The organism is Neoroseomonas lacus (assembly GCF_014644535.1).
GTDB classification, from domain to species: Bacteria; Pseudomonadota; Alphaproteobacteria; order Acetobacterales; family Acetobacteraceae; genus Neoroseomonas; species Neoroseomonas lacus.
In genome coordinates, this window is sequence record NZ_BMKW01000001.1 from 50,798 (window position 1) to 62,866 (window position 12,069).

The 12,069-nt window shown below is 70.1% G+C and carries 14 protein-coding genes; 8 read left to right on the plus strand and 6 right to left on the minus strand.

Annotation, left to right across the window (positions count from 1 at the left end; all coding sequences use genetic code 11):
• Positions 1-291: 291 nt before the first annotated feature.
• A complete protein-coding gene (locus IEY36_RS00245; protein WP_188964913.1) occupies positions 292-1,551 on the minus strand; it encodes an amidase in 1,260 nt (419 codons plus the stop codon).
• 371 nt (positions 1,552-1,922) lie between these two features.
• Here IEY36_RS00245 and IEY36_RS00250 point away from each other — a divergent pair, with 371 nt between their 5' ends.
• From IEY36_RS00250 to IEY36_RS00280, 7 genes are all read left to right on the plus strand, one after another.
• On the plus strand, positions 1,923-2,417 hold the full coding sequence (locus IEY36_RS00250; RefSeq protein WP_229680981.1) for a hypothetical protein: 495 nt from the start codon (positions 1,923-1,925) through the stop codon (positions 2,415-2,417).
• Positions 2,414-2,791 (plus strand): hypothetical protein, encoded by a 378-nt coding sequence (locus IEY36_RS00255; protein ID WP_188964914.1) that lies wholly within the window; start codon positions 2,414-2,416, stop codon positions 2,789-2,791. Before IEY36_RS00250 ends, IEY36_RS00255 begins: the two co-directional genes overlap by 4 nt.
• Before the next feature lie 18 nt (positions 2,792-2,809).
• Positions 2,810-4,063, plus strand: a complete 1,254-nt coding sequence (locus IEY36_RS00260) for an MFS transporter (RefSeq protein ID WP_188964915.1) — start codon at positions 2,810-2,812, stop codon at positions 4,061-4,063.
• A gap of 10 nt (positions 4,064-4,073) precedes the next feature.
• Positions 4,074-5,114: a Gfo/Idh/MocA family protein gene (locus IEY36_RS00265; protein ID WP_229680982.1), complete on the plus strand. Its 1,041-nt coding sequence runs from the start codon at positions 4,074-4,076 to the stop codon at positions 5,112-5,114.
• A gap of 76 nt (positions 5,115-5,190) precedes the next feature.
• Positions 5,191-5,418 carry a hypothetical protein gene (locus IEY36_RS00270; RefSeq protein ID WP_188964916.1) on the plus strand — a complete coding sequence of 76 codons (228 nt, stop codon included), beginning with the start codon at positions 5,191-5,193 and terminating at the stop codon, positions 5,416-5,418.
• A 121-nt stretch (positions 5,419-5,539) separates the two neighbouring features.
• On the plus strand, positions 5,540-5,890 hold the full coding sequence (locus IEY36_RS00275) for a RidA family protein (RefSeq protein WP_188964917.1): 351 nt from the start codon (positions 5,540-5,542) through the stop codon (positions 5,888-5,890).
• Between the two features lie 331 nt (positions 5,891-6,221).
• Positions 6,222-6,998 carry a CHAP domain-containing protein gene (locus tag IEY36_RS00280; protein ID WP_188964918.1) on the plus strand — a complete coding sequence of 259 codons (777 nt, stop codon included), beginning with the start codon at positions 6,222-6,224 and terminating at the stop codon, positions 6,996-6,998.
• A gap of 60 nt (positions 6,999-7,058) precedes the next feature.
• Here IEY36_RS00280 and IEY36_RS00285 read toward each other — a convergent pair whose 3' ends face one another.
• Positions 7,059-7,649: a cysteine dioxygenase family protein gene (locus IEY36_RS00285; protein WP_188964919.1), complete on the minus strand. Its 591-nt coding sequence runs from the start codon at positions 7,647-7,649 to the stop codon at positions 7,059-7,061.
• A 69-nt stretch (positions 7,650-7,718) separates the two neighbouring features.
• Here IEY36_RS00285 and IEY36_RS00290 point away from each other — a divergent pair, with 69 nt between their 5' ends.
• Positions 7,719-8,222 (plus strand): cupin domain-containing protein, encoded by a 504-nt coding sequence (locus IEY36_RS00290; protein ID WP_188964920.1) that lies wholly within the window; start codon positions 7,719-7,721, stop codon positions 8,220-8,222.
• A gap of 606 nt (positions 8,223-8,828) precedes the next feature.
• On the opposite strand, the gene IEY36_RS00295 is transcribed toward IEY36_RS00290, so the two are convergent.
• From IEY36_RS00295 to IEY36_RS00310, 4 genes are all read right to left on the minus strand, one after another.
• Complete coding sequence (locus tag IEY36_RS00295; protein WP_188964921.1) at positions 8,829-9,899, minus strand: alcohol dehydrogenase; 1,071 nt, start codon at positions 9,897-9,899, stop codon at positions 8,829-8,831.
• 179 nt (positions 9,900-10,078) lie between these two features.
• Positions 10,079-10,612, minus strand: coding sequence for a hypothetical protein (locus IEY36_RS00300; RefSeq protein WP_188964922.1), 534 nt, complete (start codon positions 10,610-10,612; stop codon positions 10,079-10,081).
• Between the two features lie 310 nt (positions 10,613-10,922).
• The gene (locus tag IEY36_RS00305; RefSeq protein WP_188964923.1) at positions 10,923-11,720 is read right to left on the minus strand and encodes an alpha/beta hydrolase; all 798 of its coding nucleotides are present in this window, start codon (positions 11,718-11,720) and stop codon (positions 10,923-10,925) included.
• A gap of 58 nt (positions 11,721-11,778) precedes the next feature.
• The gene (locus tag IEY36_RS00310; RefSeq protein ID WP_229680983.1) at positions 11,779-12,048 is read right to left on the minus strand and encodes a glycine zipper domain-containing protein; all 270 of its coding nucleotides are present in this window, start codon (positions 12,046-12,048) and stop codon (positions 11,779-11,781) included.
• Between the last annotated feature and the right edge of the window lie 21 nt (positions 12,049-12,069).

Sequence of the window (12,069 nt, forward strand, 5' to 3'; positions counted from 1 at the left end):
TTTGCCGCGAAACTGCCCGCAATGCATTGTTCTTGCGTTATTTTTGCTCATGCAGATCCGTGTTGCCCGGATCTTTCCCGCGGACGCACGTCTCCGCACCGTGGTGGGAACGTATCACGAACGAGGGCCCCCGATCCATCATTTCACGTCGCGCGCACCTGCCATGGCCGGCGCCCGGGGCCGGCATTCCAAAAGGCCCCCTGCCTTTGGTGCGGGTGGTCCGGAGGGGGGCAAGGCCCTCTCCGGCTCCACCATCGGTCGCCTCGCGCGTATGGGCCGACGCCCCGGCTGCTACAGCGCCGCGCGCACCCAAGCCGCCCAACCGAGCACCGCCGCATCGTCCGCGACCCGCCCGGCAAGTTGCACGCCGAGGGGAAGCCCCTTCGGCCCGCTGCCGGCCGGCACCGTCACGCAGGGCCCGTGCAGCAGCGTCCACAGGCTGTTGAAGGCTGGGTCGCCCGTCCAACCGAGGCCTTCCGGCGCTTCCCCCGGCGCGGCGGGGCACAGCACGGCGTCGAAACCCTCGATGGCGCCAGGCAGCGCGGCGCGGGCGGCGGCGAAGGCGGCGCGGCCTTCCACCAGCCTGGCGCGCGGCTGGCTGCGCCCCCAGTCCATGCGTTCCTGCAATACCGGGGAGATCTGCGCGCGGGCATGGGCCATTTCCCAGCCCAGCGCCTCGGCCGATTCCATGTTCATGACATAGGCATGGGCTTCGTAGGCGGCGGCGAAGACGGCGGGAAGGCTGATCGGCGTGACGGTCGCGCCGGCGCGGCGGCAGGCCTCGGCGACGCGCTCGATCAACGCCAGGGTCTCGGGCGCGGCCTGGTCGGCGGTCGGGCCCATCACCAGGGCGAGGCGCGGCGCGCGCGGCGCCTTGGCATCGGGGGTGCCGTAGTCGAGGCCCGACATCGCCCCCATCGCCAGGGCGCAATCGGCGACCGAGCGCGCCATGACGCCGATGGTGTCGAGGCTTTCGCTCATCACCTTCATGCCCGCCCGGTGCAGCGTGCCGTAGGACGGCTTGAAGCCGACCACGCCGCAATAGGCCGCCGGGCGGATGATGCTGCCGGCCGTCTGGGTGCCGAAGGCCACGGGGAAGAAGCCGGCGCCGACGCCGGCGGCGGAACCGGAGGAGGAGCCGCCCGGGGTGTGCTTCGGGTTCGCTGGATTGGCGGTCGGGCCGGGGTGGCGGGTGGCGAATTCGGTGGTGACGGTTTTGCCCATCACCACCGCGCCAGCGGCGCGCGCGGCGGCGACGCAGGCGGCATCCGAGCGCGGCCGGTGCCCCGCCCAGGCCGATGAGCCGTATTGCGACGGCAGGTCGGCGGTGTCGATCACGTCCTTCACGCCGATCGGCATGCCGGCGAGCGGCCCCTCGGCCGGCGTGGTGCGGCGCACCCCGGCCTCGTCGAACCAGGCAAAGGCGTGGATGATGCCTTCGCGTTCGGCGATGCGATCAAGGCAGGCATCGCGGTAATCGGTGGCGGTCAGGCGCCCGGCGCGGATCGCGGCGAGGGCCTCGGTGGCTGTGAGGTCGGCGGTGTCGGTCATGGGGGGTATGACGGCGCGTTGCCGGGTGCCGGTCAAGCGCCCGGTCGCGGCTGCTGCGCCGGTGCCATGGTGTCGCCAGCATCGTCGCGCGCACGGGCGGACCCGGCCGCGGCCAGGATAAGCGCCGAGATCCGACCTTGCGCACGAAGCGCGCCGAGCGGACACGGCATACGCTCACCGCCCGGCACCAAGAGAAGGCTTTCCAAATGACACTGTCATTTGGAGGGGCGGCGCCCCTCCATTCTTCCACCGGCAGGTCAACCAACAGGAGCGGTGGCATGGGGCCCATGCTTCCGAACCAAGGCTGTTTTCGGCCGACGCGTGCCGTCGCAAGGCTGGCGTTCGGGGCCGCGACGCCCCATTTTGCCCCGATGCCTGAACCGATCCGGGTCGCGCGCAGCCCGGATGGCGTCGTCGCCTATGCCATCCCGCTGCCGCCCGAGACCCTGCCCCCGGTCGCCCCGCGCGACCTCGAATTCGCCTGGGACCGTGCCCGCGACGCCGCCGCGTCGGAGCGCTGGGGCCCGCCGCGCCGTCTGGTGTTCCGCCGCGACGACGGCAGCCCGCAGGAAATGCTGCTCGCCGATGTCGATGCTGCCTGCTGGGCGGAGGCGGTCGACGGGATGCATGACCTCGGCACGCTGGGCGGGCTGTCGCTGTGCCTGCGGCTTCTCGCCCTGGTCGAGGTGATGTCGCGGGCGCGCTGGCTGGCGGGGTTGTATGCGATGACACCGCAGGGGATCGAGCTGCACCCCACGCTGTTGCGCGCGGCGGCGGCGATGCCGCTGGACGCGGCGGCGCGGTTCGACGAAACGGGGTTGAAGCGCCTATTGTCGCGCTCGATTCCTTCCGGAGCTTCCGCATGATCCGCCAGGCCTCCAGGCTGACACTCCTTGCCGCACTGATGCTCGGGGCCTGCGCCAATGCCGATGCGCCGACCTCGATGCGCGCGGCGACCGCGGGTGCCGGGCCGGACAGCATCCTGCGGCAGCGCTGCATCGACGAGGCCGAGCGCGTCGTCGTGTTCCGCAATCGCGGCCAGGCGGTGCGCGACGACGATGCGATGTTCATGACGGATGCGACCAACAACATCCCGACGCTGCGGGTGCAGTCCGACGCCTACAATGCGCGCTCGCAGCGCGAGGAGCTGGCGCGCGAATGCATCCGCGCCGCCCAGGCCGGGCCGCGACCGCAGGACGCTGCCGCGGCCAGGCGGACCACGAGCGGTCGCGGGAACTGACGGCGCGCGTCGCGCGCCATGGCCTCGCTCTCGACGCTGACACGGGCGCTGTCGCACCGTAACTCCAAGATCTTCTTTGGCGCCTCGCTGACCTCCTGGACGGGGCTGTGGATGCAGCGCATCGCGGTCTCCTGGCTCGCCTGGGAATTGACCGGCAGCGCGTTGTGGGTCGGCGCGCTGGCGTTTTGCGACCTCGCGCCCGCGGTCATCGTCAGCCCGATCGCCGGTGCGGTGGCCGACCGGTCGGACCGGCTGCGCATGACCATGCAGAGCCAGGCGGCGATCGGGTTGCTCGCGGCCGCCACCGCGGCGCTGGTGGCGACCGAGATGATGACCATCGGCATCCTGTTGGTGCTGAGCGTGCTGGGCGGCATCGCGGCCTCCTTCGCGCAGCCGGCGCGGCAGTCGTTCATGCCGGGGCTGGTGCCGGCGGCCGACCTGCCGGCGGCGGTGGCGCTGAATTCGCTGACCTTCAACGTGGCGCGCTTCATCGGGCCGGCGATCGCCGGGCCGATCATCGCCCTGGCCGGGGTCTGGCCGGTGATCGCCCTCAATGCCCTCGCCTACCTGTTCGCCACGGTGACGACGCCGATGTTGGTGATCGACGCGACGGAGCGGCGCGGCCATGCGGCGACGGCCAGCCTGTGGGGCGAGGTGCTGGACGGCGTGCGCTATGCGGCGCGCCATCCGGGGCTGGGCCCAATCCTTTGGTTTTCGGCGGTGTCGGCGGTGCTGCTGCGCGGCGTGCAGGAGATCCTGCCGCCCTATGTCGAGCGGGCCTTCGGGCGCGGGGCGGAATCGCTCGCGGTGCTGACGGCGGCGTTCGGCGTCGGCGCGCTGGTCGCCGGGCTGGCGGTGGCCGCGCGCGGGCGGCTGGCCGGCACGACGCGGCTGTCGATCCTGGGCGTGGGCGCGCTGGCGGTCTCGACGGCGGGGTTCGCGGCGACCAATTGGTTTCCCTTCGGTGTATTCTGTGCGGCGCTGATGGGGGCGGCCGGGTCGGTGCATGGGATCGGCGTGCAGATGCTGGCGCAGAGCGCGTCGGAGCCCGCGATGCGCGGGCGGGTATTGAGCCTGTGGGGGTTGATCACCCGCGCTTGCCCGGCGCTTGGCGCGCTGCTGCTGGGCGCGGGGGCCGAATTGTTCGGGCTGCGCTGGCCGACATTGCTGGCAGTGCTGCTGTCGCTGCTCGTGGTTGCCTGGGGGCTTGCCAGGCTCGATCGTATCGCGGCGGTGCTCGAAGGCCCCCCGCCGGACCATACCAACCGTTGAAGATGCAGGAATGACGATGCTCGACACCGCGATCGTGGGAATGGGGAAGTGGGGCCGGACGCTGGTGGACAGCGTCCAGGGGAAGAACTCCTTTGAAGGGGCGTCCGATTCAGACCTCCGGGCTGCACCCTCCGGTCATCTGGCGCCGGCTGGCCTGCGCTTCGTCGCCGGCTGCACCGGCCGGCCGGAGCGCGCCGCCGACTGGGCCGCGCGGCAGGGCATCCGTATCCTGCCCGACTTCGCGGCCGTGCTGGCGGACCCGGCGGTGAAGGCGGTGGTCATCGCCTCCCCGCATCAGATGCATGCCGAGCAGGTGATGGCCGCGGCGCGCGCCGGCAAGCACGTTTTCATCGAGAAGCCCTTCACCATGACCAAGGCCAGTGCGGAGGCCGCGGTGGCTGCCTGCCGCGCCGCCGGGGTGGTGATGGCGCTCGGCCATAACCGACGTTTCCTGCCCGCCATCGCCGAGATGAAGGCGATGCTGGCCGATGGGCGGCTGGGGACGCTGTTGCATGTCGAGGGGCAGTTCAGCGGGCCGGGGGCGGCCGGCTATACGCCAGGGATGTGGCGGGCGAACCGGGCCGAGAGCCCGCTCGGCGGCATGGGCGGGATGGGCATCCACATGGTGGACATGTTCATCAACCTGGCCGGGCGGATCGCCGAGGTGACGGTGCAGTCGCATGCGCGGGTGCTGGACAACGGGCTCGACGACACCACCGCCGGGCTGTTCCGCTTCGAGAGCGGGGCGACGGCGAATTTCGCCACCCTGGCGCTGGCGCCGCGCTTCTGGCGGGTCGGGCTGTTCGGCACCGATGCCTGGGCGGTGCTGCATGGGCATGAATCGCTGACCGTGTGCCCGCGCGACGGCACGCCGGAGACACGGATGTTCCCGGTAACGGATATCGAGGCGGCTGAGCTGACCGCCTTCGCCACCGCGGTGGCCGGCGGCGCGCCCTATCCGCTGCCGCTCGAGGAGGCGATCCATGGGGTCGCGGTCTATGAGGCGATGATCGGGGCGGCGGCGTCGGGCAGCACCTATCGCGTCGCCTGACGCGGTGTCACGAATCGGTACATTTCGGTCGCGCGAATGTCCGGTTAGGCTGCGCGGTGGAAACGAGGGGTCGCCCATGCTGACGCGCCGCCTGCTGCCCATTGCCATCGTGCCCATGATGGCGCTGCCGCGCGCGGCGGGCCTTGCCACCGCCGTGGCGACGCCGGCGCCGGCGACGCGCAATTGCGGCGATCCGGGTGGCAGCTTCATCGCCTGCGAGGCGTTGCGCGACATGCTGCCGCTCGCCACCGGGTCGCGCTGCCCGTTCTGCGGCGGCATGAACCGGCTGATGGGCGACAAGTGACGCCGGCCTGACCGGCCGGGGGTCATTCCCGACCTGTCGATCCTGTTCTAGAACCGGGCCGCGCCACAGGCGCGATAGCAGCGCCCGCGCCAGCGGCGCGGAATCTCAAGGAGCGGCCGCAATGAGCAAGATCACCCGCCAGGGCACCAATGCGATCCTCTCGACCTCGGTCGAGTATCACAACTTCGTCTACCTCGCCGGCATCACCGCCGACGACCTGTCGAAGGACATCAAGGGCCAGACGGCAGAGGTGCTCGCCAAGATCGACGCCGCGCTGGAAGCCAATGGCACCGACAAGACCCGCCTGCTGACGGCGACCATCTGGGTGAAGCACATCGCCGATCGCGGCGCGATGAACGAGCTGTGGACCCCGTGGCTGGCGCCCGGTGCCGCCCCGGCGCGCGCCTGCGTTGAGGCGAACATGGCTGATCCTCGCCACCTGGTTGAGATCATGGTCACCGCCTGCCGCTGAATCATGATGTCCGGCAAGATGTCGGACAGGAAATGTTTCATCGACTCTACCCGCAACGCCCGGCACGATGTGTCGGGCGTTGTTGTTTTCCGGCCACCACACTGTGGCTTGTTCCAATTCTCGCCGTATTCGTAAGAAAATAGTCCGGTTCTGCCTCTTGAAACGGCATGGCCATCGGCAAATCACACCTCGTGACCCTGGTCACGCGTTGATCGGCTTGCGGCACCCCCACCCCATTGTTACCCAAGATTTCAACGCGGGTTGAAAACTCCGCTACAGCGTTTCCAGGGGGCAGTGGGGGCATATGAGGGCAACGGGGGCTGCGATCGCCATGGCGATCCTGTTTGGCGGGCTTGGTGTGCTGGCGCAGGGCGCTGAAGCCAGGGTTCCCGACAATCGCCATGCCAAACCGACGACGCGCGCGGCTGCGCCGGCTTCGACGACACGGGCAGCCGCGGCAACACATTCCCGCGGCAACAACGCCACGCAGCGCAGTGCCAACCAGCGCCGTGACGCGACGGGGGCGCGCAGCGCGGTCGCCTCGCGTGGCGGTCGCGACCGGCGCGGTGGCGGCCGGTCCTATGCCGGCGGCTACGGCGGCGGCATTTCCTGCGTGCCCTATGCCCGCCAGGCGACCGGCATGGCGATCAGCGGCAATGGCGGTGAGTGGTGGTACAATGCCGCCGGTCTCTACGCCCGCGACAACCGGCCAGAGCCCGGCGCCGTGATGGCCTTCCGCAGCTCGGGTGGCATGCGTGCCGGCCATGTCGCGGTGGTCGAGCGCGTGATCTCCTCGCGCGAGGTGCTGATCCACCACGCCAACTGGGGTGGGCCGGGGATCCGCCGTGGTTCGATCATGCGCGGTGTTTCTGTGGTCGACGCTTCGCCGAACAATGACTGGACGCAGGTGCGCGTGCAGGTCGGCTACAGCAATGAGAATTACGGCCGCACCTATTCGACCTACGGCTTCATCCACAACCGCCCGGACACGACCGGCGGGGCGATGTTCGCCGGGACGCAGCTGCGCGGTGGCGCGGCACAGGCGGCGTCCCTCGCGCTCGAGGAAGTGGCCGAGGCCCCGGCTGCCGGCCGCCGCGCGCGTCGCTGAACGGCCGGACCAGCGGCGGGGTTGCGAAGGGCCGTCCCGATTGGGGCGGCCCTTTCGCGTTTAGGCCGCCACCATTTCCTTGCTGCGGTCCCACAGGTTGGGCACCGCTTCATTGTCGTAGCCCGAGATGAAGCGCTTCGTGGCGCCGGTCTCGCCGTCGAAGACCGAGCGCGCAATAGCGCCGATATTGCCGCCATAGACATGGATGCTGATGCTGGCGCGGTCGGCCAGCGCGTTCTCAACCACATGGATGTCGTAGGTGTCGGCGCTGACCGCCACCACCTCCCCTTCCCGCAGCCGGTCCACCTGGCCGGGCAGCATCGGGGCGCCGGCGCGCATCTCGGTCGAGATTTCCTCGCCGCGCAGCATGCCAACCAGGCCCCAGACCGTGTGGTTGTGGATCGGCGTGCGTTGCCCCGGGCCCCAGACGAAGGAGACGACGCAGAAGCGTTCCAGCGGGTCGCAATGCAGCAGGTATTGGCGATAGCGCGGTCCGGCCTCGGCATAGGCTTCCGGCAGCCAACCATCGGTGGCGACGAGCCGACGCAGCAGGCCGGCACCCTCGGTCAGCCAGCGCGATTCGGTCGCGCCCTCATTGGCCAGGCGTGTCATGTCGCGAATGAAATCGCGCAACGGGGTGATGTCGGTCATATGCTGGGGTCCTCCGCACCGTTCACGCATGATGGGCAAAGAGATTCCAGCGAACAAGGTCACCACAGCATGCATGAGCACCGTCGCGATGGCGCGGAGTTGATTTTTCTCCCTGCCGGAGATGCCATCCCCAACAATCCGCGACTGCCCGTACTGCTGCATCGCGGCGCGGTCACCCCCTGCGACGCCGCCGCCGCCGAGGCATTATTCCGGCGCCATGGATGGCGACCTGCATGGCGCAACGGCATCCATGACTGGCACCACTATCATTCCAATGCGCATGAGGCGCTCGCCATCATCGACGGCGCGGTGCGCGTGCAACTCGGCGGCGAGTCCGGTCCGCAGGTGGAGCTGTCGGCAGGCGACGTGGTCGTGCTGCCGGCCGGGAGCGGGCATCGGAACCTCGGCGCGGAGGATGGCTTGCTGGTGGTGGGCGCCTATCCTGAAGGGTCCGCGCCACCGGACCAGTTGCATGGGGCGCCGGAGGAAGTGGAGCGGGCGCTGCGCGCGATTGCGGCGACGGCGGACCCGCTGACGGATCCGGTCTCGGGCGGGGCGTATCCGGCCGGTTGAGGGGCACAGGCCGGAGGGGCGCCGCCCCTCTCCGGACCACCCCGCCAAGGTGCCGGGCACCTTGGAACGCCTTCGATGGGCATCGGGCGCCGTGATGCGCGCCTTCGTCTTGCAGACGCGGCTGGGCGGCTCGCGCATGGCCGCTCGTCGTATCAGGCGAACGTGCCTCTCGAGTCCGTCACTCGGCGTTGGAGGGACCGCCCTGCGAAACCATGGGCACGGAACCGGCTCCCGGCGCCTGTCGTGACCTTGGGGGGGTTGCGTGCGACTGCGCTCACGCAAATCGCTGTAGGCCATTGTCTGATCGAGCGTCGTCACGCGTCTGCCTGATTCCAGTCAGGCGCGATCTGCTCTGTTACCAACGCATAATGTTCGCGACCGCCGGTGTGCACGTCTCCGTGCCATCAAACGCGTCATGCGGCATGCAGGCCTCCGGCGTGTCGGCGGACCGCAGTCGCGCCCTCGGCGTGAGTCACAGCCCCATGCCGTGGGACTGATGCCAGGCGCCAAGTATTGGTTTCCAAAGGCCCCCCTGGGGCCTTTGGTGGGGTGGATTGGAGGAGCAATGCCCCTCAACCCCGCGCGCCAGTAGACGGCGCCCTCGCCTCAGGCCGCGGTGGCCGACAGCACGATGCGCCCGACCACCTTGCCGTCCTTCAGCCGATTCAGCGCGGCATCGGCCTGGTTGAACGGCATGTTGGTGATCGGGATCGCCGGCAGCGCGCCGGATTGGGCGATCTTCACCAGTTCCCGCAGCTCCTTCACATTGCCGACATAGCTGCCCTGGATCGTCAGGGCGCGGATCGGCATCAGCGGCAGCGGGATGTTCATCTCGCCGCCGAACAGCCCGACCTGCACCAGCTTGCCGCCCTTGCGCAGCGCGTCGAAGGCGAAGCGCGCAGTGTCGGTGCCATTCACCAGGTCGACGATGGCGCCGACCTGGCCGCCGGCGACCTCGATGATGCGCTTGGCGGTATCGGGGCCGTCGGCGAGCACCGTGTCGGAGGCGCCCTCCTTCATCGCCGCGTCGAGCTTGCCCTGCGCGACATCGACCACAACGATCCGCTTGTGGCCCTTGGCCTTCAGCACGGCGATGGCGTTCAGCCCGAGGCCGCCGGCGCCGACGATGACGATCGGCTCATCGGCCGGCATCGGCATCACCTTGTTGATGGCGCTGAACACCGTGATGCCCGAGCAGGCGTAGGTCGCCGCCAGCGATGGGTCGAGGCCGCCCAGCGGCACGAGGTGGCGTGGCTCGGGGGCGACGACGTGGGTCGCGTAGCCGCCATTCTGGTAGACGCCGAGCGAGGCCGGCTTGACCCGGCACATATTGTCCTCATCGGCCAGGCATTCGGCGCATTTGCCGCAGCCGACCCAGGGGAAGACAATCATGTGGTCGCCGACCTTGAGGCCGGCGGAATTCGCCTCCGGGCCCCATTTAAGCACTTTGCCGACGATTTCGTGGCCCATAGCGAGCGGCAGCACGACGCCGCGGTCGGTCAGGCGCATCTTGCCGCGGCTGCCGAGGTCGTATTCGCCTTCCCAGATATGCAGGTCCGAATGGCAGACGCCGGCATGGGTGATTTCGAGGAGAACCTGCTTGCCCGTGGGTTCGGGCGTCGGCAGCTCGATTTCCTGAAGGGGCTTGCCGGTTTCGATGACTGCCCAGGCGCGCATGGTGGTTCCTCCGGTTTGGTCCGTGTGGCGCATCGGACCAAGGGGTGGCGGCGGGGTCAAGGTGTGGCGGGACGAGATGACCCAGCGTTCACCCGGGCGGGCCGGCCGAAGCCGGCGGTCCCAAGGGCCGCCACGTCAGGAGGGGAACGCCCCTGCCCTGGCGCAGCGGCGCGCCCAGGTCAGTGCACCATGCCCTGCACCCGGTCATTGGCGACCGACTCATAGGCCGAGACCACGCCGCTGATCTGCGGTGGCGCCGACAGGCGGCTGACCATCTCCCGCGGGCCGACCGGGAAGACGCTGCGCGGTAGGGCGCGGGCCAGCGCCGCCTGGTCATTCGCCTCGATCGCCTGGGCCGCCGCCGACAGCCCGTTGATCACCGCCTGGGCGGCCGCGCGTTCGGGAATTCCAAGGGCCCGGCGTGCTTCCCAGCGCGCCTGCTGCAGGCCGTTCAGGCCGACGCTGCTCGCCTGGTTCCAGCGCGGATTGCGCGGCAGGCTGTCGGCCAGCCATTCGAGGTCGGCGATGGCGCGCGCGGCCACGGCCGGCTGGTTGGGCTGCGGGCTGCGGAAGAAGGCGACCATGGCCTGGCCGACCGGCACGACCGGGTCGGCGGCACCGGCGGCGGTGGTGCCGGGCAGGGTCGGCGCCGGTGACTGCGGTGCGCAGGCGGCGGTCAGCAGGACCAGCAGAAGGGCGGAACGTCGGTGCATGGCGTACTCCTTTTGATGTCGGTGACGCTTCGGCCCGCGCGACCGCCGCGTGGCGGCGAGCCTAGCATGGTCAATGCTACCCGGGAGTGAGAGCGCCGTGAGAATGGCGCACCGGCCGACGCCCGGAGCGGCATTCCGCGATGGGCCGCGATCGGGTCGGCCGCAGCAAATGCCATCCGGTGGAATCGGCCGATCCGGTGACGCTGTGCGACAGAACCATGGCCTGGAGGGGATTTCGCGGGGGTGGCCGCGTGAGCGCCGCCGCCCGGTTGATCCGCGCGGATCGAGCCGGCGGCGCGTCGCCTGCCGATCAGGGCAGCGCAGCGAGGAACCGCAGCACCACCGGCATGCCCTGCCCGCTCTCGTCGTTCAGCACGGCCGGATGCCGGCCGCCCGGCAGCAGGACGATCCTTGCATCGGGCGCGCCGGCGGCAACACGCCGGGCCTGGGTCGCCGTGGTCAGGCGGTCGCCCTCGCTGGCGATGACCAGCACCGGGACGGTAATCGCCGGCATGCGGGCCAGGTTCTCGAAGCGGTGGCGCAGCAGCCAATCGGTCGGTAGCCAGGGATAAGCTTCGGCGGCCAGGGCGGCGACCGAGGTGAAGGGGCTTTCCAGGATCACAGCAGCGACGTCGGGCCGGCCCTCGGCGAGGCGGGTGACGACACCGGTGCCGATGCTCTCGCCCCATAGCACGACCGGGCAGTCCGGGAAGCGCTGATGGATCCAGGCGAGCAGCGTGGCGGCATCGCGGGCGAAGGCGGTTTCGGCAGGGCTACCGGGATTGCCGCCGTAGCCCCGATATTCTGCAAGAACAACGCCATAGCCCGCGTTGTTCAAGACGACGCCAAGATGGATGCGGTCCTCGGCGCTGCCGCCATTGCCATGGAAATGCAGGATGATCGGCCTTCCCGTCGCCCCCGTCGCGACCAGCATGGCGAGTTCCAGACCGTCCGTGCTGCGGAACGTCTCGCGCGACCAGCCGGGCGGCGCGACGATGGGGCCGCCGGCGGGGCGGAAGATCAAGTGTTCCTGCCTGGCCCAGATGCTGCCGCCGACCAGAATCGGCACGGCCATGGCCAGCCCGAGCAGGATCAACACCCAGCGCATGGCTTCGGCATGGATTGCGCGACACCGTCCAGGGATATTGGGGCGGCGTGTGCCGTGCTCATTTCGGCCCGCCGTCGCACGGTTGCGTGCCGATCGCCGCGCCGGCGAGAGCGCCGACCCCGGCGCCGATCAGGGCCCCTCGCCCGGCATCGGCGCTGGCGGAGCCGGCAAGGGCGCCGATCCCGGCACCGATCGCCGCGCCATAGGCCGCGGCGGCGCCCGGGTCCTCGCAGACCGGCGTGGCTGGGATGGCGAGCGGCACGGGCTGCACGACGACGCAGCCCGCGAGGGCGATCAGCAGGGGCGGCAGCATCAGGACCAAGCGCATGGCCTGATGCTCGCCCAGCAA